This is a genomic window from Cellulophaga fucicola (genome assembly GCF_900119145.1).
Lineage (GTDB): Bacteria > Bacteroidota > Bacteroidia > Flavobacteriales > Flavobacteriaceae > Cellulophaga > Cellulophaga fucicola.
The window spans coordinates 452,964-476,164 of the sequence record NZ_FPIY01000003.1 but is presented as its reverse complement, the minus strand read 5'-3'; the positions used below and the strand labels follow the sequence as shown (position 1 = coordinate 476,164).

The 23,201-nt window shown below is 34.0% G+C and carries 21 protein-coding genes; 13 read left to right on the top strand and 8 right to left on the bottom strand.

Going from position 1 to position 23,201, the window contains the following annotated elements:
* Positions 1–50: 50 nt before the first annotated feature.
* Entirely contained in the window at positions 51–809 is a 759-nt protein-coding gene (locus tag BT107_RS12725; RefSeq protein ID WP_072304190.1) for a lysophospholipid acyltransferase family protein, read from the top strand.
* 74 nt (positions 810–883) lie between these two features.
* Here the strand turns inward: BT107_RS12725 and BT107_RS12720 are convergent, their stop codons facing one another.
* The 5 genes from BT107_RS12720 to recA all read right to left on the bottom strand — a co-directional run bounded on the left by BT107_RS12720 (position 884) and on the right by recA (position 5,315).
* Positions 884–1,471, bottom strand: a complete 588-nt coding sequence (locus tag BT107_RS12720; protein WP_072304189.1) for a hypothetical protein — start codon at positions 1,469–1,471, stop codon at positions 884–886.
* A gap of 97 nt (positions 1,472–1,568) precedes the next feature.
* The gene (locus tag BT107_RS12715) at positions 1,569–3,107 is read right to left on the bottom strand and encodes an outer membrane beta-barrel protein (RefSeq protein ID WP_072304188.1); all 1,539 of its coding nucleotides are present in this window, start codon (positions 3,105–3,107) and stop codon (positions 1,569–1,571) included.
* A gap of 27 nt (positions 3,108–3,134) precedes the next feature.
* Positions 3,135–3,704: an RNA polymerase sigma factor gene (locus BT107_RS12710; RefSeq protein ID WP_072304187.1), complete on the bottom strand. Its 570-nt coding sequence runs from the start codon at positions 3,702–3,704 to the stop codon at positions 3,135–3,137.
* Positions 3,705–3,739: 35 nt separating this feature from the next.
* Positions 3,740–4,165 (bottom strand): hypothetical protein, encoded by a 426-nt coding sequence (locus BT107_RS12705; RefSeq protein ID WP_072304186.1) that lies wholly within the window; start codon positions 4,163–4,165, stop codon positions 3,740–3,742.
* Between the two features lie 142 nt (positions 4,166–4,307).
* Positions 4,308–5,315 (bottom strand): recombinase RecA, encoded by a 1,008-nt coding sequence (gene recA / locus BT107_RS12700; protein WP_072304256.1) that lies wholly within the window; start codon positions 5,313–5,315, stop codon positions 4,308–4,310.
* Between the two features lie 292 nt (positions 5,316–5,607).
* Here recA and trhO point away from each other — a divergent pair, with 292 nt between their 5' ends.
* From trhO to BT107_RS12660, 8 genes are all read left to right on the top strand, one after another.
* Positions 5,608–6,639 carry an oxygen-dependent tRNA uridine(34) hydroxylase TrhO gene (trhO, locus tag BT107_RS12695; RefSeq protein ID WP_072304185.1) on the top strand — a complete coding sequence of 344 codons (1,032 nt, stop codon included), beginning with the start codon at positions 5,608–5,610 and terminating at the stop codon, positions 6,637–6,639.
* A gap of 284 nt (positions 6,640–6,923) precedes the next feature.
* The gene (locus tag BT107_RS12690; RefSeq protein WP_072304184.1) at positions 6,924–8,156 is read left to right on the top strand and encodes a PSP1 domain-containing protein; all 1,233 of its coding nucleotides are present in this window, start codon (positions 6,924–6,926) and stop codon (positions 8,154–8,156) included.
* Entirely contained in the window at positions 8,143–8,622 is a 480-nt protein-coding gene (locus BT107_RS12685) for a gliding motility lipoprotein GldH (RefSeq protein ID WP_072304183.1), read from the top strand. The genes BT107_RS12690 and BT107_RS12685 overlap by 14 nt, the downstream gene beginning before the upstream one ends.
* A gap of 8 nt (positions 8,623–8,630) precedes the next feature.
* Positions 8,631–10,973, top strand: a complete 2,343-nt coding sequence (locus BT107_RS12680) for a penicillin-binding protein 1A (protein WP_072304182.1) — start codon at positions 8,631–8,633, stop codon at positions 10,971–10,973.
* 16 nt (positions 10,974–10,989) lie between these two features.
* A complete protein-coding gene (locus BT107_RS12675; protein WP_072304181.1) occupies positions 10,990–11,691 on the top strand; it encodes a CoA transferase subunit A in 702 nt (233 codons plus the stop codon).
* 18 nt (positions 11,692–11,709) lie between these two features.
* Positions 11,710–12,048, top strand: a complete 339-nt coding sequence (locus BT107_RS12670) for a hypothetical protein (protein WP_072304180.1) — start codon at positions 11,710–11,712, stop codon at positions 12,046–12,048.
* 61 nt (positions 12,049–12,109) lie between these two features.
* Positions 12,110–12,763, top strand: a complete 654-nt coding sequence (locus BT107_RS12665) for a CoA transferase subunit B (protein ID WP_072304179.1) — start codon at positions 12,110–12,112, stop codon at positions 12,761–12,763.
* A 502-nt stretch (positions 12,764–13,265) separates the two neighbouring features.
* Entirely contained in the window at positions 13,266–13,808 is a 543-nt protein-coding gene (locus tag BT107_RS12660; protein WP_072304178.1) for a thioredoxin family protein, read from the top strand.
* An 81-nt stretch (positions 13,809–13,889) separates the two neighbouring features.
* Here the strand turns inward: BT107_RS12660 and BT107_RS12655 are convergent, their stop codons facing one another.
* From BT107_RS12655 to BT107_RS12645, 3 genes are read right to left on the bottom strand one after another with little or no spacing between them, the layout of a single operon-like run.
* Positions 13,890–14,636 carry a succinate dehydrogenase/fumarate reductase iron-sulfur subunit gene (locus tag BT107_RS12655; protein WP_072304177.1) on the bottom strand — a complete coding sequence of 249 codons (747 nt, stop codon included), beginning with the start codon at positions 14,634–14,636 and terminating at the stop codon, positions 13,890–13,892.
* 10 nt (positions 14,637–14,646) lie between these two features.
* Positions 14,647–16,662 carry a fumarate reductase/succinate dehydrogenase flavoprotein subunit gene (locus BT107_RS12650; protein ID WP_072304176.1) on the bottom strand — a complete coding sequence of 672 codons (2,016 nt, stop codon included), beginning with the start codon at positions 16,660–16,662 and terminating at the stop codon, positions 14,647–14,649.
* Positions 16,663–16,676: 14 nt separating this feature from the next.
* Complete coding sequence (locus tag BT107_RS12645) at positions 16,677–17,354, bottom strand: succinate dehydrogenase cytochrome b subunit (RefSeq protein ID WP_072304175.1); 678 nt, start codon at positions 17,352–17,354, stop codon at positions 16,677–16,679.
* 164 nt (positions 17,355–17,518) lie between these two features.
* Between BT107_RS12645 and BT107_RS12640 the strand changes: the two genes are divergently transcribed.
* The 4 genes from BT107_RS12640 to BT107_RS12625 all read left to right on the top strand — a co-directional run bounded on the left by BT107_RS12640 (position 17,519) and on the right by BT107_RS12625 (position 23,201).
* Entirely contained in the window at positions 17,519–18,409 is an 891-nt protein-coding gene (locus tag BT107_RS12640; RefSeq protein WP_072304174.1) for a RimK family alpha-L-glutamate ligase, read from the top strand.
* On the top strand, positions 18,387–19,358 hold the full coding sequence (locus tag BT107_RS12635) for a succinylglutamate desuccinylase/aspartoacylase family protein (RefSeq protein ID WP_072304173.1): 972 nt from the start codon (positions 18,387–18,389) through the stop codon (positions 19,356–19,358). Before BT107_RS12640 ends, BT107_RS12635 begins: the two co-directional genes overlap by 23 nt.
* Before the next feature lie 366 nt (positions 19,359–19,724).
* On the top strand, positions 19,725–21,299 hold the full coding sequence (locus tag BT107_RS12630) for a hypothetical protein (protein WP_072304172.1): 1,575 nt from the start codon (positions 19,725–19,727) through the stop codon (positions 21,297–21,299).
* A gap of 78 nt (positions 21,300–21,377) precedes the next feature.
* On the top strand, positions 21,378–23,201 hold the full coding sequence (locus BT107_RS12625) for a cytochrome-c peroxidase (RefSeq protein WP_072304171.1): 1,824 nt from the start codon (positions 21,378–21,380) through the stop codon (positions 23,199–23,201).

Here is a 23,201-nt window from a genome sequence, read left to right as displayed (position 1 = left end):
AAAGTAAACTTTTTTAACCTTAGTTTTATTTAATTGCTATTTTTGAACCTATGCTAACCTTTTTTAAAAACATTGGACACTTATTATATCGTATTTGGTTTTACATTCTTGTTGCTTTACCTATAATATTGTTTTTCCCCTTTCTATTTCTATTCTGTATTAAAGAAAAATGGTACCCCTATTTTTTTTGGTTGGCACGTAACCTTTGGGCTAGACCAATTTTACTAGGTATGGGTTGCCCACAACAAGTAAAAAGAGAACAAAAAATAGAAAAAAACAAAAGCTACATGCTAGTCGCAAACCACACAAGTATGTTAGACATTATGCTAATGCTACGCGTAAGTAGAAATCCGTTTGTTTTTGTTGGCAAAAAAGAGTTGTCTAAAATTCCAATTTTTGGATTCTTTTACAAACGTGTTTGTATTATGGTAGACCGAAGCGATACAAAAAGTAGAACTGGTGTTTATATGCGTGCACAAAGAAGATTAAAACAAGGACTTAGTATTTGTATTTTTCCTGAAGGCGGTGTGCCAGAAGAAGACGTTATATTAGACGCTTTTAAAGATGGCGCTTTTAAAATGGCAATTGCTCACAAAATACCAATTGTACCAATGACATTTTTAGATTGTAAAAAACGATTTTCTTTTACTTTTTTTAGCGGAAGCCCAGGCTTACTACGCGTAAAAATTCATTCTTTTTTTGAAACCAAGGAGTTAGATGAAGAACATAAAGCAACATTAAGAGAAGACGTGCGAAACGTTATACTTAAAGAGCTGCAAAGCAAAAAACCAACTGGTATATCATTTTAGACAGATATATCACTAACATATAAATTTTCATCTCTTTTTTAAGCAGAAAGGGTATAGTAACAATAATACTATTTTTAATAGTATTCAACTTCAATAGTTTTTTCTATTTGAATTTCATCATTAATAATCTTATAAATAATAAACTCATTAATCCAAGAATCCATATTAAGCAGTAAATAATGATAAACAATATACCTATTGGAACTAATTTCTATAGGGTCAGAAAATGAATGACATCTGCCAGATACAGATTCTTTATCATAAGCAACAATACCCTTGTCTTTTAAGTCTATTATATTATGAATACTATTTTCTGGTATGCTTTTAATTACCTTAGTAACAATCTCCTTGGACAAGTACTTTGCTAACCTATTATTATTTTTAGAATCCATCTCTAAATAATACCTAAAAGCGTCATTATCTGCCTTTTTAAAAACCCTCAATTCTAGCGACTTTTTTTGCGCTGCATAAGCAATACTATTCTGCTTAGTTATTACACCACTTTTAATTTTATTAGACAATGCAATGCCCTCAAGCTTATTTACTAATGTATCTTTTGCTACAACATAAGAAATAATGTCTTTTGCTTCATTGCTATTCTTTTGAGCATAAGAGCCCCAAAAAATAAGTGCAAATAGTAAAAAGCTTAAAAGATTTTTCATATTGATAATATTTAAGAAATGTTAAAATATAATATAAAAATAAGAATAAACCTACATAAAATACCTTTGATAAGGTTTTTATATTCTATAAAAGAATCTAAAACTTAAAACTAAGACCACTATAAACGCCCATAGAAAAAGGCTGAAAATCTCCCGAGCTATTAGAAAACGTATTTAACTGATATTTAAACATTGGCTCTATATTAAATCTAACTTTTTTTGTAAAGTTATAATTAAGACCAAAGCCAACATTGGTACTAAAGTTTAAACTATTAATAGTACTAGACTCCCCTATTTTGGTTTTTAAATTATCTGACTCTAAAGAAATAGAATCATCTACCAAAAACAAAGAACTAACACCCCCAATTAAATTAACTCCAAACTTACCCTCTGTAAGCGCATAATTAAGTTCTAGCGGAATTTCTATATATCCAAATTGCTGCACCATTGTACCTTCTCTAGAAGTACTCTTAGCAGCGTAACTATACTCTTCTGACTTAATATTTTGCGGAGCAGAAAGCGCGTCGTTATTAGTTTCTACAACAATACTTTCTGCACCAGCATCATAATCTATAGTACTAACCATACTGTTATGTTCTGGACTAAAAGTAGATTTAAAAAACACATTATTGGTATTAAAACCATAATCTACTTTATGTACACCAGACCTAACACTTAGTTTTTTACTTACCGCATACGCTACAGTAACGCCGTAACTCATATTAACATTACCCGATTTAGAATTAGACACAAAGCTAGGATCTACAGGAGACCCATCTTTTAAAGAGTTAAAGTACACAGGTGCTACATTAGCCCCAACCGACCATTTATTAGCTTTATTAGCCACTATAGCATCTTCTTCTTCATTCTCCCTTATTTCATCATAGATAGATTTTTTAACAATTGTATCTTGCTTCACCACAGCTCCACTTTTGTTCTTATCTAAGATTAGGTCTTTATTTTTTTGTAAGATTGATGATTCTTTAGAATCTACATTAGAAGCAACGTCTTTATGCAAAGCTCCATTCTTATTTATTTCTTGATTAAAGATTGATGCTACCCCAACAGTATCTTTATACATTGCCATATTGGTTGATGAATTTTTACTGCCGCCAACATTGTTTTCACCTGAAGAATTCATAATAGTAGTTAAATCTATAGTAGAGCTTACAGCCATACCATTTGTTAAGCTATTATTAGATATACTTGCTTCTTGTTTTAAAGATTTCCCAGCACCAATCTTTTCTTTATCATTTTTAGTTGTAGCAATTTCTATATCATCTACACTTTCTATTACCCCTGAACCTGTAGCATCTTCCTGTGGTTTTTCTTCTGTTTTTATTTTAGGTGCCACATACTCCTTAACCACCTGGCCATCTGTGTTTAATTCTATCTTTTCTGTATCTGTAATCGCAGGCGCTACATTCTCCACTTTTTCAAAAGGGTTAATTACAAAAAACAACAATGCAAGAGCAGCAGCTATTCCTCCAAGCTTCCACCAAATAGGAATAACCTTCCTATTTTTTTTCTTTTCGTCTAAAGACGCCTCTAGCCTTTGCCAAACTTTGTCGTCTGGCAATTCTCCAAAGTCCTTAAACTTTTCTTGGAACAGCTTATCTAAATTATCTTTACTCATTCTATATTTTTAAACTACCTACAACCATTAATACAATTGTAGTAAACAAAATAGTAGTACTGTTACCACTATTTTTAGCTTTGTTTTACTTATTTTACTCTTTAAAATTTGTCTTGCTCGTGCCAAATTAGATTTAGACGTACCTGCGGTAGTACCCAACAACTCACCTATTTCTTTGTGCGTGTAACCATCTAAAACATACAAGTTAAATGTTGTTCTATATTTATGCGGCAACTCTTGTATACAATTTAGCAATGTGGCTAGTGACGGGGAATTATCTGCTACATCTAACTCTACAGTTTCTTCTTCTATAGCTTCTTCTACTAAAGAAACATAAGCCTCTTTTCTATATTTTTGTAATACGGTATTTACAGTAATTCGCTTTAACCAACCGTCAAAAGAACCATTAAACTTAAACTGACCAATTTTATTAAAAATAGTCATAAAACTATCGTGTAAATTATCTTCGGCTTCTTCTTTGTTTTTAGAGTACTTTAAACAAACCCCATAAAGCATAGGAGCATAATGGCGATAAAGTTGCTCTTGCGCAGCTCTATTCCCTTTTACACAATCATGTATAGTTTCGTTTAAGTCCAAAAACTGTAAAGTTGGTTTATAAAATGCAGCTTACCTTAGTTAACAGGTACAACAATTTCTAAGTATTCATCTTCGCCATCTGCATTTTTACCTGTCCAAAATTTAAACAAGTAATCTTCCTTATAAATTACTTCAAAATCAAAAGAAACTTCTACCTCTTCTGTACTTTCTTGACAATCGCTATTACTACCAACTAACTCTGTACCTATTGGGTAAACTTCTCTTTCTGTTAACTGATGCTTATGTATATCAAAACCTTCAAAATAAGTACACGTATTTGGATTAGCATACGTTACATTAATGGTATACTTTTCTCCAAACTCAAAAGTCTCAGGAACATCTGCACTTAGTACTTCTAAATTTACGTATTTAAAATTAGTATTATCATCGTCATCTAAAGAACAAGCTGTAAAAGAAAAACTTGCTACTACAAGCATCAAAATACTCAACCTTTTTTTCATCTCTTTTTAATTTTATTATTTACTAGATAGATGAGAGCTAAACGGTAGGGTTGCGTTAAAAACGACAAAATCCCGAAAAAATCGGGATTTTGTATCTATTTCTTCATTTTAACAAAGAAACAATAGTATTTAAAAGTAACTTTTAAGCCATTAATGCCTTAATAGCTTCTTTAATTTTCACTTCTAACTCTTCAAGTAATTCTGGGTTATCTGCTAAAATACTCTTAACAGCATCTCTACCTTGACCAAGTTTTGTATCTCCATAACTAAACCAAGATCCACTTTTCTTAATTATTTCGTACTGTACTCCTAAATCTAAAATTTCTCCAACTTTAGAAATACCCTCACCGTACATAATATCAAACTCCGTAGTTCTAAAAGGCGGTGCTACTTTATTTTTCACAACCTTAACACGTGTTTTGTTACCTAACACATCACCGTCCGTGCTCTTAATTTGCGTAGATCTTCTAATATCTAAACGTACAGAAGCATAGAACTTTAATGCATTACCACCAGTTGTTGTCTCAGGGTTACCAAACATAACACCAATTTTTTCTCTTAACTGATTAATAAATATAACCGTACAATTAGTTTTACTAATAGAACTAGTTAATTTACGTAATGCTTGCGACATAAGTCTTGCGTGTAATCCCATTTTAGAATCACCCATTTCACCTTCAATCTCACTCTTAGGGGTTAATGCTGCAACTGAATCTATTACAATAATATCTATAGCACCAGATCTAATTAAATTATCCGCAATTTCTAATGCTTGCTCACCATGATCTGGCTGAGAAATAATTAAATTATCTATATCTACTCCTAATTTTTCTGCGTAAAAACGATCAAAAGCGTGTTCTGCATCAATAAATGCTGCAATACCACCTGCTTTTTGAGCCTCAGCAATAGCGTGCAACGTTAATGTTGTCTTACCAGAAGATTCTGGTCCGTATATTTCTATAACTCTACCACGAGGATAACCACTTACACCTAAGGCAATATCTAAACCTAAAGATCCAGAAGAGATAACAGCTACATCTTCTACAACTTTATCACCCATTTTCATTACAGCACCTTTACCGTAAGTCTTATCTAGCTTGTCTAAAGTTAATTTTAACGCTTTTAATTTTGCTTCTTTTTCGTTGCTCATTTCTAATAGTGTTTGTAGCGCTAAATTACCATTTCTTTTGTCATAATACAATGCCCACGCAACCTTTTTAAAAAAGCTGCATCTACAAGGTGTGTTTACCTTCTATCTAAAAAAGAAGGTGCTTCAACTTTCTACAATGTTGAGGCATAATTACTTTTTTTCAGCTTTGTTGGTTAAGCAGAAAAAAGTTTAAAAAGGGTTTTAACTTATGTTAAGACCCTTTTTTGTTGGGTATAAATGTAATATTATCTAATTTTGCAGCTATTCTTTAACTTAATAAATTTAGTATAGCATGCAACTGTACAATACATTAAGCGCAAAAGAGAGAGCAGCCCTTATTGAAGAGGCTGGTAAGGAACGCCTAACCATTTCTTTCTATAAATACGCGCACATTGGCAACACATCTTTATTTAGAGATCACCTATTTATTACTTGGGACCAAATGGAAGTTCTAGGTCGTATATACGTAGCTACAGAAGGCATTAATGCCCAACTATCTGTACCTGCAGAAAACTTTAATGCTTTTAAAGAACATTTAGACAGTATTACATTTTTAGAAAATGTGCGACTAAACATTGCCATTGAGCAAGACAATATGTCCTTTTTAAAGTTAAAAGTAAAAGTCCGTAACAAAATTGTTGCAGATGGTTTAAACGATGACTCTTTTGATGTAACAGACAGAGGCATACACGTTAATGCTGAAAAATTTAATGAGCTTATTGAAGATCCAAATACTGTTTTGGTAGATATGCGTAACCACTACGAGAGTGAAATTGGTCATTTTAAAAATGCTGTTACGCCAGATGTAGATACTTTTAGAGATTCCCTAGATATTATAGAGAACGATTTAAAAGACCACAAAGAAGACAAAAAATTAGTTATGTATTGCACCGGAGGTATACGTTGCGAAAAAGCCAGTGCATATTACAAACACAAAGGCTTCAAAAACGTTTACCAATTAGATGGTGGTATAATTGAGTATACCAGGCAAGTAAACGACAAAAACTTAGAAAATAAATTTATTGGCAAAAACTTTGTGTTTGACCATAGACGTGGCGAGCGTATAACGGAGGACGTTATTGCAAATTGCCACCAATGCGGAGAAGCTTGTGACGAGCACGTAAATTGTGCCAACGAGGCTTGCCACTTATTATTTATACAGTGCAAAAAATGCGCAGCAACAATGAACAATTGCTGCTCTACAGAATGTAAAGAAGTGCATGAGCTTCCGTTTGAAGAGCAGAAAGCCCTAAGACGCGGCAAAACTGTAAGTAATAAGATATTTAAAAAAGGAAGATCAGAAGTTTTAAAATATAAGAAATAAAACACATTTTAAATCTAAAAATAGATTATCAAAAGCCTTTGAAACTTAAAAATTTCAAAGGCTTTTTTTATACCTAAATAAGCACAAAAAACAACTAATTTATCAGTTAAAAACAAGCAATTAAAACTGTATTACTTTTACTTTACAGCTTAAACGCATTACATTAAACATCTCACTTATTATTTTCAACTTAAAAATAGTATCTTTACCGTTAAGTAAATTAATATGAACCTTTTTTGACAAAAAAGCAGCTTTGCTTTCAGAGTCAAATCAATATATATAATATGGGTTGTAGCAGTTGTTCAACTGGTAAAGACGGCCAACCAAAAGGATGTAAGAACAATGGTACTTGCGGAACAGATGGCTGTAATAAATTAACGGTTTTTGATTGGCTTTCTAATATGTCATTGCCAAATGGCAGTGAGCCTTTTAACTATGTAGAAGTACGCTTTAAAAATAGCCGAAAAGAATTTTTTAAAAACACAGATAAATTATCACTTTCTATAGGTGACTTAGTTGTAACCGAAGCAAAATCTGGTTTTGACGTAGGTATGGTAACACTAACAGGTGAACTTGTAAGAGTTCAAATGAAAAAGAAAAAAGCCATTATAGACGGTGAAGAAGTTTATAAAATACACAGAAAAGCACACCAAAAAGATGTAGATACCTGGCAAAATTGCAGAGATCGCGAAGAAGAAATTAAAAAGCGAGCTAGAGAAATTGCAATTGCCCTAAAACTACAGATGAAAATTTCTGATGTAGAGTTTCAAGGAGATGGCTCCAAAGCTACATTTTACTACACTGCAGAAGACAGAGTAGATTTTAGACAACTTATAAAAGATATGGCAAAAGCATTTTCTATTCGTATAGAAATGCGCCAAATTGGATACAGACAAGAAGCACAGCGTTTAGGCGGTATTGGATCTTGCGGTAGAGAACTATGCTGCTCTACTTGGTTAACAGATTTTAGATCTGTAAGCACAGCAGCGGCACGCTACCAACAATTATCTTTAAATCCGCAAAAATTGGCTGGCCAATGTGGTAAACTTAAGTGTTGTCTTAATTACGAGTTAGATGTCTACTTAGATGCTCTTAAAGATTTCCCTAACCAAGACACTAAAATATTTACAGAAAAAGGCGTTGCTTATTGTCAAAAAACCGACATTTTTAAGGAGATGCTTTGGTTTTCTTATAAAGATGATGCCGCAAACTGGCACATGCTTAGCAAGCACCAAGTAAACGAACTTGTTGCACGCAACAAAAACAAGGAGAAAATTACCAGCTTAGAAGACTACGCTATAGAAAACGTGGTAGAAGAAAAAGCAATGGTTTTTGAAAATGTTGTTGGTCAAGATAGTTTAACTCGTTTTGATAAGCCAAAGAGCTCAAACAAAAAGAAAAGAAACAATAACAAAAAAAGAAACAACAACAACAACAACAACAACAACAACAACAACAACAACAACAACAACAAGAGTAAAAACAAAAAAAGACCCGTTAAAAATGCTAAGAAATAGCTTTATCATTTTTTTACTTATTGCCCTTAGCTCTTGCAATTCTAACATTGTAGAAACTGAGTACAAAGCAACTAAAAATGGCGTTTGGAATAAGGATGAAGCCGCTGCGTTTTCATTTAAAGCTCCAGACACAATTAATAGATATAATATTTTTATAAATCTTAGGAACGATAATACTTTTCCGTACAGCAACTTATTTTTAATATCAGAATTAAGTTTCCCAAACGGCACAATTATAAAAGATACCCTAGAATATCAAATGGCTCTACCAAATGGCGAGTGGCTTGGCAAGGGTAATGGCTCGGTTAAAGAGAATAAACTGTGGCTTAAAGAAAACATCGTTTTCCCAGAAAATGGCGTATATACACTAGACATATCACAAGCTATGCGCAAAAACGGTAATGTAGATGGTGTTGTAAATTTAGAAGGCATCACTGATGTTGGGTATCAAATAGAAAAAAATTAAGAGTAGCAATGGCAAAGGCTGTAAAGAAAAAAGAAAGTAAACCATTTTTTAAGTTTGTAAAATGGTTTTGGATATTATTTTTAGTAGGTATTATCTCTGCTGTAATGGTATTTTTATTAGCATCTTCTGGTGCTTTTGGGGATTTACCAGATTTTGAACGTTTAGAGAATCCTCAAACAAATTTAGCTAGTCAAATTATTTCTTCTGATGGAGAATTACTAGGTAAATACTATTTAGATGACAACAGAACAGATGTTGCTTATGACCAGTTACCAAAACACTTAGTAGATGCCTTAGTTGCTACTGAAGATGCTCGCTATTTTGAGCATTCTGGAATAGATGCTCGCGGTACACTTAGAGCTTTTTTCTATTTAGGTAAAAAAGGTGGTGCAAGTACAATTTCTCAGCAATTAGCAAAACAATTGTTTACAGGTTTAGCTGCTAGAGGATGGCAACGTTATACTCAAAAAATTAAAGAATGGGTTATTGCAACTCGTTTAGAGCGCCAGTATACCAAAGAAGAAATTATAGCAATGTACTTTAACATTTATGATTTTGGTAACAATGCAGATGGTATACGTTCTGCGTCTCGTATTTATTTTGGTAAAGAACCTAAAGATTTAGATGTTAAAGAATCTGCTATGTTGGTAGGTATGTTTAAAAATTCATCTTTATACAACCCTACCCCAAACAGAAACCCAAAAGGGACATTAAATCGTAGAAATGTAGTTTTAGCACAAATGGCTAAATATGGCTACATTGCTCAAAAAGAGAAAGATTCTTTACAAAAAATACCGCTAAGTCTAAATTTTTCTCCAGAAAACCACCGAGAAGGTCTTGCAACTTATTTTAGAATGTACCTACAAGGTTTCATGAACGATTGGGCAAAGAAAAATCCAAAACCAGCACTAAAAGGAGAACGCGACAAATGGAATTTATTCCTAGACGGATTAAAGATTTACACGACTATTGACTCTAGAATGCAAAAAAACGCAGAAGTAGCAGTAGAAAAACATATGACAAAGCTACAGGCTGAGTTTTTTGTACAGAATACTCCTGAACGCAATAAAACTGCTCCGTTTTTAGATATTAATAAAGAAGAAATAAATAGAATTATGGAGCGCGGTATGAAAACATCTGACCGCTGGAGAGAAATGAAAAAAGCTGGTAAATCTGAAAAAGAGATTAGAGCTTCTTTCACAAAGGCCATTCCAATGAAAATCTTTAGCTGGACGTCTAAAACCAGAAGTAAAGACACTGTAATGACTCCACTAGACTCTATTAGATACCACAAATCTATTTTAAGAACAGCAATGATGTCTATGGAACCACAAACAGGACACGTAAAAGCGTGGGTTGGCGGCATAAACTATACTCACTTTCAGTATGACAATGTATATAGGGGAACCAGACAAGTTGGCTCTACTTTTAAACCATTTGTATATGCTGCAGCTATAGACCAATTACGTAAGTCTCCGTGCGATCATATTATGGATACACAACACTGTATTGCCGCTGGAAAACACGGAAACACAGATGCCTGGTGTCCTAAAAACTCTAACGGCAAGTATTCTGGTGAAATGATGACTTTAAAAGAGGCATTAGCAAACTCTGTTAACTCCATTACAGCTAAATTAATAGACGAAGTTGGCCCAGAACCAGTTGTTGCTATGGCAAAAAGATTAGGTATTACAAGTGATATACCTGCTGTACCATCTATAGCATTAGGAACAACAGATGTTAGTGTATACGAAATGGTAGGTGCCTATGGCGCTTTTGCAAACCAAGGCGTATATGTTAAACCAGTAATGGTTACAAGAATTGAAGATAAAAACGGTACTGTATTATACGAATACACTCCAGAAACAAGAGATGTAATGAGCAAAGATGTTGCTTACGCAATGGTAAACCTTATGGAAGGTGTTACCCATGGCGGTTCTGGAACGCGTTTAAGAACGTCTGGGGCAAACAGCAATATGTACAAAGAAATTATAACAGGATACCCTTACGGATTTAAAAACCCCATAGCTGGTAAAACAGGTACTACACAAAAACAAAGTGACGGTTGGTTTATGGGTATGGTGCCTAACCTAGTTACTGGCGTATGGGTTGGTGGCGAAGAAAGAGCAACTCACTTTAAAAGTGTTTTATATGGTCAGGGTGCTTCTATGGCATTACCTATTTGGGGATTATATATGAAATCTAACTACGAGAACAAAGATCTTGGCATATCAGACAAAGCTTTTACCAAACCTAAAAACTTGTCTATTAACGTAGATTGTGCAAAAGTAAATCAAGAATTAGAAGAAGAGAATAATCCTGCAGATGATTTAGACGATCTAGATTTTTAATTAATTCTTATATAAAATGATTAGAAAAACAGTAGCTAATGTTAAAGATGCTTTAAAAGGCGTAAAAGACAATATGACTTTTATGGTTGGGGGCTTTGGCTTATGCGGTATTCCAGAAAATGCAATAGAAGAATTAGTAGACCTAAATGTAACAGGTATAACTTGCATATCTAACAATGCTGGTGTAGACGATTTTGGTCTTGGTCTTTTACTTCAAAAACGTCAGGTAAAAAAAATGGTGTCTTCTTACGTTGGTGAGAATGATGAGTTTGAAAGACAGATGTTAAGTGGAGAGTTAGAAGTAGAATTAACGCCACAAGGTACTTTAGCAGAAAAATGTAGAGCAGCACAAGCAGGTTTTCCAGCCTTTTATACTCCTGCTGGCTATGGTACAGAAGTAGCAGAGGGCAAAGAAACAAGAGAGTTTAACGGTAAAATGTATGTTCTAGAAGAAGCTGCAAAAGCAGATTTTGCTTTTGTAAAAGCTTGGAAGGGTGATGAAGCTGGAAACCTTATATTTAAAGGAACAGCTCGCAATTTTAATGCAGTTATGTGTGGCGCAGCTAAAATCACTGTTGCAGAAGTTGAAGAGCTTTTACCAGCCGGAAGTTTAAACCCAAATGAGATTCACGTTCCTGGAATTTTTGTACAACGCATATTTCAAGGAAAAGATTATCAAAAAAGAATAGAACAGCGCACTGTTAGAAAAAAGGAGTAATTACTTTAATATTAGTGTATGAAACTAGAGTATAGATGTCCGTCTTGCAAAGCCACAAATTACTACACGCCAGTAATTGCTACAAGAGGTGACTTACATATGAAGATTGGCGATAATTTTGACGCCAATTGCAGAAGTTGTAACTCTAAAGAAAAAGTACACATTAATAAAATTACAGCAGTACAAAATAAAAAGTTAATACTAATAGGTGCTGCAATTGGTCTTATAACAGCAGTTATTTTATGGTCAATTTTTGGTGCTATTGGTACAGTTGCCTTGGGTATCCCTATACTTTTTATGACTGTAGAAAGCAGTGCAACAAATTCTTTTAACAAGTATATGATAAGACGCAGGTAACTTATCAAATTAAAGCAGGTAACTTATCAAATTAAAAATATTCAATTTTATAGTAAACATTATGCTAGATAAAAACGGAATAGCAAAACGAATTGCAAAGGAAGTACAAGATGGTTATTACGTAAATTTAGGTATTGGTATACCTACATTAGTAGCTAATTTTGTAAATAATGATATAAATGTTGAGTTTCAAAGTGAAAATGGTGTTCTAGGAATGGGACCTTTTCCTTTTGAAGGCGAAGAAGATGCAGATATTATTAACGCAGGAAAACAGACTATAACAACACTTCCTGGAGCTTCTTTTTTTGATTCTGCCACTAGTTTTGCTATGATTAGAGGACAACACGTAGACCTTACTATACTTGGCGCTATGGAGGTATCTGAAACTGGCGATATTGCCAATTGGAAAATTCCGGGGAAAATGGTAAAAGGTATGGGTGGCGCAATGGACCTTGTTGCATCAGCAGAAAATATAATTGTTGCAATGATGCATACAAACCGTGCTGGGGAATCTAAATTACTAGATAAATGCACATTACCATTAACAGGTGTTGGTTGTGTAAAAAAGATAGTAACTAACCTTGCTGTTTTAGAGGTCACAAAAGATGGCTTCTTATTACAAGAACGTGCACCAGGTGTTACTGTAGAAGAAATTAAAAACGCTACAAAAGGAACATTAATTATAAACGGAGATGTACCAGAAATGGACATTTAAAGCCTATTTTTAACTTTCACAACAAATTATTCTTTTTTCACAACAAAAATTTAAATAGTAAGCATTCCGCTCCTATATTTACAATGTATTAAAAGTTTAACCCCAAATTACAACTTTAAACAACCTAAAATTATGAATGCCCAAATTTACCCAACATCAGAAAAAGTAATCTACAAAAGAAATTTCTTTTCTGGGATTATTAGCCTAACGAAAAAACTATTTATGCTTTCATAAATGAGTTTAAAGAAAAAAACAAAAGGAGCTACATTTTACAAAATGTAGCTCCTTTTTTAGTTCCACTTGTTTCTGCATCCCTACCGCATCAAAAGAAATAAAAGCAACCAAGAAACCAACTACACATACGCCTTAATATATCAATTTAAAGACTCGTAAAACTCTTTCTCTTCAGATTAAGTGTATAACTCGGTTTTATCATAAAAAAGGCTTAAAACTCTTTAAAAAACAAAATAAACTAGATAACTTAGTGTAAAAATTACTTTCAATGAAGACATACACAAATACAATTCAACTTCTATTTTTACTATTATGCTCTTTAACAGCAATAGCACAAGTTTCAAAAGACCATAATAACAGAGAACGCTTATTAGGTGAAATTAACAAAACAGACTTAACTCAAAATTCTTTTGCTAATTGGTTTACTCCAAAATACGACAACTACAAAGTAGATACAGAAACATTAAAGACAATAGAAAGCAAGCTTAAAAACTACAAAATAGTTGCCTTTATGGGTACGTGGTGCGGAGATAGCAAAAGAGAAACTCCACCTTTTTACAAAATATTAGAAGCTGCAAATTTTCCTATGGAAAATTTTAAATTGGTAGCAGTAGATAATGCAAGAAACAATTACAAGAAAAGCCCAGGTGGCGAGGAAAAAGGACTAGATATTACACATGTACCTACATTTATCCTATACAAAGACGGTAAAGAAGTAAACCGCATAGTAGAATCTCCTATAATTAGCTTAGAAAAAGATTTACAAGCTATTGTTAATGATGACACTTACATTCCTAATTACACAGACTAAACTCTAGATAAAAACATAAAAAAAATCCCAAACTGTATCTACAGTTTGGGATTTCTTAATTTATAATAAAAAGCGTTATGCTTATCCTTTAATATTTGCGCTTAAGAATTCGCGATTCATACGTGCAATGTTCTCTAAAGAAATTCCTTTAGGGCATTCAACTTCACAAGCACCAGTGTTAGTACAGTTACCAAAACCTTCTAAATCCATTTGAGCAACCATATTTTTAACACGGTCTGTAGCCTCTACTTGACCTTGTGGCAATAATGCATATTGAGATACTTTAGCACCAACAAATAACATAGCAGAAGAGTTTTTACAACTCGCCACACAAGCACCACAACCAATACAAGTTGCAGCATCCATAGCCTCATCTGCTGCGTGTTTAGAAATAGGGATAGCATTAGCATCTTGCGTATTACCAGAAGTGTTTACAGAAATGTAACCACCTGCATGTTGTATACGATCAAAAGCTCCTCTGTCTACAACTAAATCCTTTAATACAGGAAAAGCTTTAGCTCTAAATGGCTCTATTGTAATAGTATCACCATCTTTAAACATACGCATATGCAATTGACAAGTAGTTACGCCCCTATCTGGACCGTGAGCCTCTCCATTAATATACATAGAACACATACCGCAAATACCTTCACGACAATCATGATCAAAAGCTACTGGTTCTTCACCAGTGTTAATTAACTGCTCGTTTAAAACATCCATCATTTCTAAGAAAGACATATGTTCTGAGATTTCAGTCACTTTATAATCGACCATTTTACCCTTCGACTGAGCATCTTTTTGACGCCAAATTTTAAGTGTTAAATTCATAATGTCTATCTTATTTGTATGAACGTTGTTTTAATTCAATTTCTTTAAACTCTAGCTCCTCTTTATGTAAAACAGCATCACCAGGTTCTCCTTTATATTCCCAAGCAGAAACAAAAGCAAACTCTTTATCGTTACGCTTAGCTTCACCCTCTTGTTCACCATCTAACTCAACAGATTCTTCTCTAAAGTGTCCTCCACAAGATTCTTCTCTCTCAAGTGCATCTTTAGCAAAAAGCTCTCCCAATTCTAAGAAATCCGCTACACGACCTGCTTTTTCAAGCTCAGCATTTAACTCATTAGCAGCTCCAGGAACACTTACATTTTTGTAGAAGTCTTCACGTAAAGCTTTAATTTCTACCATCGCCTCTTTTAAACCTTTTGCATTACGAGACATACCACACTTGTCCCACATAATCTTACCTAATTTCTTGTGGTAATAATCTACAGAGTGAGATCCTTTATTGTTTACAAAGAAATCTATTTTATCAGTCACTTCTTTCTCAGCAGCATCAAACTCAGGAGTATCCGTAGGGATTTTTCCTGTTCTAATCTCATGAGATAAGTAATCACCTATTGTATAAGGCAACACAAAATAACCATCTGCCAAGCCTTGCATTAAAGCAGAAGCTCCTAATCTGTTTGCACCGTGATCAGAGAAGTTTGCTTCACCAATACAGTATAAACCATCTACAGTAGTCATTAAGTTATAATCTACCCAAACACCACCCATTGTGTAATGTACCGCCGGGTATATCATCATTGGAGTTTTGTACGGATCTTGATCTACAATCTTCTCATACATTTGAAAAAGGTTACCATACTTTGCTTTCACAATAGCAGCACCTAATTCATATATTTTATCTGCAGAAGCATTTGCTATGTTATGAATTTTAGCTTGCTCTTTACCATAACGTTCTATTGCAGAAGCAAAATCTAAATAAACAGCTTCTCCTGTTGCATTAACACCATAACCAGCATCACAACGCTCTTTTGCCGCTCTAGAAGCAACATCACGAGGCACTAAGTTACCAAACGCAGGGTATCTTCTTTCTAAGTAATAATCTCTTTCATCCTCAGACAAATCTGTTGGCTTTTTCTTGCCTTCACGAATTGCCATTACATCATCCATATTCTTAGGAACCCAAATACGACCATCATTACGCAAAGATTCTGACATCAATGTTAATTTAGATTGATAGTCTCCTGAACGTGGAATACACGTTGGGTGAATCTGAGTATAACAAGGGTTAGCAAAGAATGCTCCTTTTTTATGTATTTTCCAAGCAGCAGTTGCATTAGAACCCATTGCATTAGTAGATAAGAAATAAACATTACCGTAACCACCTGAAGCAATAACTACTGCATGGGCAGAGTGACGTTCTATTTCGCCAGTAACTAGGTTACGAGCAATAATACCACGAGCTTTACCATCTACCTTTACAACATCTAACATTTCATGACGATTGAACGGAGTAATTTTACCACGTGCAATTTGTCTGTTCATTGCAGAATAAGCTCCTAACAATAACTGTTGTCCTGTTTGTCCTTTTGCGTAAAAAGTTCTAGATACCAATACACCACCAAAAGAACGGTTATCTAATAATCCACCATAATCACGTGCAAAAGGAACACCTTGAGCAACACACTGGTCAATAATATTTGCAGAAACCTCAGCTAAACGATAAACGTTTGCCTCTCTAGATCTGTAATCACCACCTTTTACCGTATCGTAAAACAAACGATATGTAGAATCACCATCACCTTGATAGTTTTTAGCTGCGTTAATACCACCTTGAGCCGCAATAGAGTGAGCTCTACGCGGAGAATCTTGGTAACAAAAAGTTTTTACATTATAACCTAATTCTGCTAATGTAGCAGCAGCAGAACCACCCGCCAAACCAGTACCAACAACAATAACATCTATGTTACGTTTGTTTGCAGGGTTAACTAAATCTATATGGTTTTTATAATCGGTCCACTTAGTTTTAAGAGGGCCTTTAGGTACTTTAGAATCTAATACAGACATATGATACTATATTATTAATGATTAAAATGATGAAAAAGGGCTATAAAAATAAATCCTAAAGGAATTATTATAGCATAAGCCTTACCAAAAGCCTGAAGCTTTTGTTTTCTCATAGAGCTAACTCCAGAAGATTGAAACGCAGAACTAAATCCGTGCATAAGGTGTAAAGATAAAAACACAAATGCCAAGACATAAGCGCCAACTCTTAATGGGTTAACAAACTTGTGCGTAAGCTCTTCGTAATAACGAAAACCTTCGCCATCTGCCAATAATCCAGACATATCGCCTTGGATGTATTTAGTGTTTATTTCTGGTAACCAGAAATCGATAAAGTGAAGTACTAAGAAACCCAATATAGCCAAACCGCTATATATCATATTTCTACTCATCCAGCTAGAATTAGCTGCTCCATTGTTTTTTGCGTACTTAACTACTCTTGCTTGTCTATTTTTAAATTCAAGAATAAAGCCCATAATAAAATGGTACATTACTCCAAAAATTAGAACCGGTTGCAATAGATACTGCACTGCCCAGAATGTCCCCATAAAATGAGATGCCTCATTAAAAGCATTAGGACTAAAAACCGATAAAATATTAATGGCAAAATGTTGTAGTAGAAAAAACATTAAAAATAAAGCAGAAAGCGCCATTGCATACTTTCTACCAATTGAAGATTTAAAAAATCCGCTCATTTGTTGTTAGTTTTGATTACAAATTTACGACTCCTACTAGTTATCAACAAACTTTGCTATAAATATGTACAGTATTTAGAATAATTTTAAAGAAACCTTAAGTGTGCATTGTCGTATTCATTATTTTTGACCGATATTACATACTAAATTTTTAAGTTTAAAAAATGGATATTGGGTTACTTTCTGTTAGTTTGGGTGTGTATTCTACCCGTAGAATTGCTGAAGAAGCAGAAATACGTGGGCATTACATAGATTTAATAGACCATACCAAATGCTCTGTTAAATTAGGCTCGGACACACCTAAAATTTACCTGAATAAAGAAGACGTAACTAATGAGTTTGACGCTATTATTCCAAGAATTGGTGCTAAAGTAACCAAACACGGTGCTGCAATAGTAAATGAGTTTGAACTTAATGGTGTTTTTACAACTGCAAAGTCATCAAGTATTATAAAAGCTCGCAACAAAGTAAAGACGCTACAAATAATGGCTAGGTGCGGTGTTCCCATTCCGGAAACACTATTTTCCATTAACCCAGATAATATAGAAACTCAGCTTACATTATTAGGTGGTGCACCAGTAATAATAAAACTACAAGAAGGCACACAGGGCTTAGGCGTAATTTTAGCCGAGTCAAAAAAATCTGCAAAATCTATTATAGATACATTTTACAAAATGGATACTAGTATTTTATTGCAGCGATTTATAAAAGAATCTAACGGAGAAGATATTAGAATATTTATTGTAGGTAATAAAGTTGTTGCCTCTATGAAAAGAACTAGTGAAGCTGGTGAATTTAGATCTAATGTACATAGAGGCGCCTCTACCCTAGCTATAGAACCTACAGCCTACGAATGTAAAATAGCACTAAGAGCGGTAAAAGAATTAGATTTAGGTGTTGCTGGTGTAGATTTAATACGGTCTAAAAACGGGCCATTACTAATAGAGGTTAATGCATCGCCAGGGCTAGAAGGCATAGAAGATGCAACAGGAGTAAATATTGCTAAAAAAATTATAGAATACGTAGAAAAAAATGCATTTAAAAGACGAAAATAAAACCATTACTATTGGTGAAGAAAATGTGCGTCCAGGAGAAGAGAAACTGGTAAGCATAAAAATTGATAGGTTACCAACAGGTACTATTATAGATATTCCTATCTACGTATTTAACTCTAAAGTCCCAGGACCAACACTATTAGTGCAAGCTGGTTTACATGGCGATGAAATTAACGGTATAGAAATAGTACGTAGAATGCTAGACAAAAAGCATTTTAAAGTTACTAAAGGATGTATTATAGCTGTTCCTATTTTAAACATTTTTGGCTTTATTCACTTCTCTAGAGAATTACCAGATGGCAAAGATGTTAACCGTAGTTTTCCCGGATCAAAGCTAGGCTCATTGGCTAGCAGAATTGCATATCATTTTACAAAAGAAATTTTTCCACAGATAGATTTCGGAATCGACCTACACACAGGTGGCGGAAGCAGATCTAACTATCCGCAGGTACGCTATACCGCAACTGACAAAAAAAGCGAAGAACTTGCCGCTATATTTAATGCTCCTTTTACATTTTCGTCTGACTTAATTCCTAAATCATTTAGAAAAACAGCATTTAGCAAAGGCATACCAACTATTGTTTATGAAGCTGGCGAAAGTATGCGTTTTAATGAGTACGCTATAGAACAAGGAGTACAAGGTATATTAAACACATTACACCATTTTGACATGTTAGCCAAAACAGATGATCTTTTACCTGAAAAAGAAGAAACTGTTTACCTAACAAACAGAAGATGGGTACGCGCACCAACTGCAGGTATGTTTTTACCTAAAATTAAAAATGGGAGCGACATAAAAAAAGGAGCTGTTATTGGTATTGTTACCGATGCTTTTTCTAGAAGAAGCAAAGAGATTAAAGCACCTTTTAATGGGTGTGTTTTTTGTGTTAATCACCAAGCAGTAGTAAACCAAGGTGAAGCTCTTTTTCATATAGGAGAATTGGCCTAATTAAGACCAATTCTTCACTTTATAAGTTCCAAATCTTTAAAATATAATTTAGTTTTTACAAACTGAGTGGTTTGTTTTTGCGTTCTATTCTCTTCAAAAATGAACAAAAAGTGCATTTCATCGAAAAAAAGAAAAAAGTAAACTCCCATCTGCAATAAAGAAGGAAAACATCAACTTTAAAAAACAAACCAACTGGTCTTTTTAGTAGTTATTCCTATTAAGAATAATTACAATTATTAACCTTCTCTTAAAGTAGTAACATAAAGACAAAATTAACTTAATATAAAGACTATAATGTATTAACAGGCTTAGCAATGTTGGATGATATTTTTGTCCCGAGAAATAATAACCAACAACACTAAGAAAATGTACAAAAAATTAATACGTAAAGCATTTGTATTCTCTTTAATGGGAGCAAGTATTATTAGTTGTGATCCAGAAGATGGTATGGATGGCACAAAAGGAATTGACGGTATTGACGGAATTAATGGTCAAGACGGAAAAGATGGTGAAGACTACACTCCAGAACTAACAATGTTTGAAGATAAGTCTAACCTTAAACCGTTAGTTGCAATGGATCCACAGTTTAACTTTGTAGAAGCTTTTTCTTTAGTTAGCTCTAGCGATGTATTAAACTTTAATGGTTCGGATTTTAGAATTGGCGGTGGTGCAGATGGTGCTGGATTATTAAAAAACGGAGAAGGTTACGAGTATGTTGTAAACTTTGAAGATCATTTTGCTGTTGCTAGACTATCACTAGACAAAAACTTTAACATAACAGATGCAACTTACCTTTTAAACTCTAGTGTTGCAGATTTTGCACGCCAGTGTTCTGGTACTATGTGGGAAAAAGAAATTCACGGTGGATCCAAAGATTTATTCTTATCTGCCTCTGAAGCTTTTAATTATGATGTAAAAGCAATAGACCCATTAGTTGAAACACCAACACCTACTGCAGATTTTGGATTAGATGCATTAGGGGAATTTGCCTGGGAAAATGCAACACCACTACCACAAGGCGCATATGCAGGACAAACAGTTATAGTTGGTGGAGATGATGATTCTTCTGGTTCTGAAGGACAAGTTATTATGTATCATTCTACTGCTGGTGATGCAGACTTAACTGGTGGAAAAATATACGTATTACGTTTAAAGCAAATTTCTGACGGTGCAGATGGTGTACAAACTGCTGCTACAGATATGCAGTATGATGAAGGAAACTTAGATTTTCAGAAAACATACGACATAGAGTTTGTAGAGATTGTTGACGGAGCTAGCCTTACAGTCGAAGAAATGGAAACAGCATGTAATGATGTATTAGCATCACAATTTATGCGTGTTGAAGATGTAGACTACCAAAAAGGTAGTGATGCAAACGGAAGAAATGTATTTTTTGCTGTAACGGGTCGTGGTCCAGGAAGAGGAACTTATAACGACTGGGGAACAGTTTATAAATTAGAATTAGATGCTACAAACCCATTAGAAGGTAAATTAACACAGATTGTTAGTGGTAATACAGACACCAACAATATGGATGGTAATCTAGCCGAATTACAAAGTCCAGACAACTTATGTGTTACAGAAAACTACGTATACATACAAGAAGACCCTAACTCTTTCTCTAGAGGACACTCAGCTTATATTTACCAAGCAGATTTAAACGGTAATAACTCTAAAAAAGTAATGGAGTTAGTTGTTAGAAACGATTTAGCAAAAGATAAATCTACTGGTATAAGTGGCGAGTTTGGTTCATTAATAGATATTTCTGATAAGGTTGGTGAGCCAGGTACTTTTATGCTAGCGCTACAACCTCACTATTGGGAAAGTGATGAATTTGCAGGTGTAGACGGCGGTACACAGTCTCTACAACATCCATGGCTAGGAAATATGCCATACCTAGAAGGTTCGCAAATTGTAATACTTAGAGGTTTACCTAGATAAACAACAATATACTTTTTATAAAAAAGATCCCTGTAGCAAGTGTTACAGGGACTTTTTAATATAAATCTACATAACAAAATGCTTAAAAAAAGTTTAAGAGTTTTAGCTGTATTATTATTACTAGCAAGTGCTTGTAAGGAGAAGGAGAATTACAAAAAAACAATCACCAAGGACAATGTTAAATGGAAACTTGCTCAAGATTATTACCTTGAACATATTACAACAGCAACTAACTTGGTAGACTCTTTAGCACTTTTAAAAATTGAAGACTCAGCAGCTAAACCATTATTCTTTAAACTTAGAGCAGCATTTAAAAAGGCAGAACCTTATGCAGGGGTACTAAATTCGGCAGTAACACACAGAGCAAACGGACCAGCCTTGCCAATTTACAATGACGATAGCGGAAGAGTTGTTGCGCCAATTGGTCTGCAAAAGTTAGAAGAAACCCTATTTACAGAAGGAGCAACACAAAAAGATTACTTAAGGGAGCTGTATTACCAAAAAGGGTTTTTAACAAACCTTAAAGTAAATATTAAAGAAAAAAAACTTAACCCAAAAAGATTTTTTATTGGTACACACCAGCAATTAATGCGTATTACCAGCTTAGCATTAGTAGGTTTTGACACTCCAGCAACAGGAAAAAGCATTGCTGAAACAGCAATTTCATTAGAAAGTCTACACACCGTTTACAAACTATCTATACAACCATTAATTACACAAGAGGACAATAATTTAGATCTAAAATTTACTAAAAACATAAAAAATGCCATAGCCTTTATTAACAAAGATTCAGGTTTTAATACTTTTGATAGGTACACCTTTATTAGAGAATACCTTAACCCAATTACAAGAAACTGGGTTAAAATTAGACAAATAAGTGGTTTATGGGATGGTAAAACAAATGCATTTCCGTATAATTTTGACGCACCTACTTTTTTTGAAGAAGACAGTTTTAATGTAAATTACTTTTTAGATGTAAATGATAGAAATCCGTCTAAAGAAAAAATTGCACTAGGAGAAAAACTATTCTTTGATGAAAAACTATCGGAAACAGGCACTATGTCTTGCGCTACTTGCCACTTACCTGGTAAAGGATATACAGATGGCTTAGCCTTAAGTAAAGACAATAAAAACAACCTACAACAAAGAAACACACCTACGCTATTAAATAGTATCTATCAAAAAGCTTTTTTCTGGGACGGAAGAGCCAATACCATAGAAAACCAAATAAGTGCTGTTTTTAAAAACGACAAAGAGTTTAACACAGATGTACATCGTTTCTCTGGAAACATATTAAAAGACACCGCCTATATAACACAGTTTAAAAAAGTGTTTGGAACCATACCAAAAAGCAACAAAGAAACCGTTAGAGCTATTTCCGTCTACGTTTCTACTTTAAATGGTTTCAACTCTAAGTTTGATAAAGATATGCGTGGAGAAACTAACAGTTTTACTACTGAAGAAAAAAATGGTTTCAATTTATTTATGGGAAAAGCATTATGTGCTACATGCCATTTTATTCCGCTTACAAACGGCACTGTACCGCCTTATTTTAACGAAACCGAAAAAGAAGTAATAGGAGTTCCAAAAAATAGTAAAAACAAAGAAATAGATACCGACAGAGGTTTTTACTGGGTATTTAAAGAAAGTATACACGACAAAATGTTTAAAACACCAACAATAAGGAATATTGATTCTACCGGTCCGTATATGCACAACGGAATTTACAACACTCTAGAGGAAGTTATAAACTTTTATAATTTAGGCGGCGGTGCAGGACTAGGTTTTAACCTTGAACACCAAACATTACCTTTTGATGAGTTAAACCTAACAGAGAAAGAACAAAAAGAGCTAGTTGCCTTTATGCACACATTAACAGATACTGCTGTTTCTATAAACTAA

Excerpts from the sequence above, each read along its gene's own strand:
- BT107_RS12725 (WP_072304190.1), top strand. The coding sequence starts at position 51 with ATGCTAACCTTTTTTAAAAACATTGGACACTTATTATATCGTATTTGG.
- BT107_RS12720 (WP_072304189.1), bottom strand. The coding sequence starts at position 1,471 with ATGAAAAATCTTTTAAGCTTTTTACTATTTGCACTTATTTTTTGGGGC.
- BT107_RS12715 (WP_072304188.1), bottom strand. The coding sequence starts at position 3,107 with ATGAGTAAAGATAATTTAGATAAGCTGTTCCAAGAAAAGTTTAAGGAC.
- BT107_RS12705 (WP_072304186.1), bottom strand. The coding sequence starts at position 4,165 with ATGAAAAAAAGGTTGAGTATTTTGATGCTTGTAGTAGCAAGTTTTTCT.
- recA (WP_072304256.1), bottom strand. The coding sequence starts at position 5,315 with ATGAGCAACGAAAAAGAAGCAAAATTAAAAGCGTTAAAATTAACTTTA.
- trhO (WP_072304185.1), top strand. The coding sequence starts at position 5,608 with ATGCAACTGTACAATACATTAAGCGCAAAAGAGAGAGCAGCCCTTATT.
- BT107_RS12690 (WP_072304184.1), top strand. The coding sequence starts at position 6,924 with ATGGGTTGTAGCAGTTGTTCAACTGGTAAAGACGGCCAACCAAAAGGA.
- BT107_RS12685 (WP_072304183.1), top strand. The coding sequence starts at position 8,143 with ATGCTAAGAAATAGCTTTATCATTTTTTTACTTATTGCCCTTAGCTCT.
- BT107_RS12680 (WP_072304182.1), top strand. The coding sequence starts at position 8,631 with ATGGCAAAGGCTGTAAAGAAAAAAGAAAGTAAACCATTTTTTAAGTTT.
- BT107_RS12675 (WP_072304181.1), top strand. The coding sequence starts at position 10,990 with ATGATTAGAAAAACAGTAGCTAATGTTAAAGATGCTTTAAAAGGCGTA.
- BT107_RS12670 (WP_072304180.1), top strand. The coding sequence starts at position 11,710 with ATGAAACTAGAGTATAGATGTCCGTCTTGCAAAGCCACAAATTACTAC.
- BT107_RS12665 (WP_072304179.1), top strand. The coding sequence starts at position 12,110 with ATGCTAGATAAAAACGGAATAGCAAAACGAATTGCAAAGGAAGTACAA.
- BT107_RS12660 (WP_072304178.1), top strand. The coding sequence starts at position 13,266 with ATGAAGACATACACAAATACAATTCAACTTCTATTTTTACTATTATGC.
- BT107_RS12655 (WP_072304177.1), bottom strand. The coding sequence starts at position 14,636 with ATGAATTTAACACTTAAAATTTGGCGTCAAAAAGATGCTCAGTCGAAG.
- BT107_RS12650 (WP_072304176.1), bottom strand. The coding sequence starts at position 16,662 with ATGTCTGTATTAGATTCTAAAGTACCTAAAGGCCCTCTTAAAACTAAG.
- BT107_RS12645 (WP_072304175.1), bottom strand. The coding sequence starts at position 17,354 with ATGAGCGGATTTTTTAAATCTTCAATTGGTAGAAAGTATGCAATGGCG.
- BT107_RS12640 (WP_072304174.1), top strand. The coding sequence starts at position 17,519 with ATGGATATTGGGTTACTTTCTGTTAGTTTGGGTGTGTATTCTACCCGT.
- BT107_RS12635 (WP_072304173.1), top strand. The coding sequence starts at position 18,387 with ATGCATTTAAAAGACGAAAATAAAACCATTACTATTGGTGAAGAAAAT.
- BT107_RS12630 (WP_072304172.1), top strand. The coding sequence starts at position 19,725 with ATGTACAAAAAATTAATACGTAAAGCATTTGTATTCTCTTTAATGGGA.
- BT107_RS12625 (WP_072304171.1), top strand. The coding sequence starts at position 21,378 with ATGCTTAAAAAAAGTTTAAGAGTTTTAGCTGTATTATTATTACTAGCA.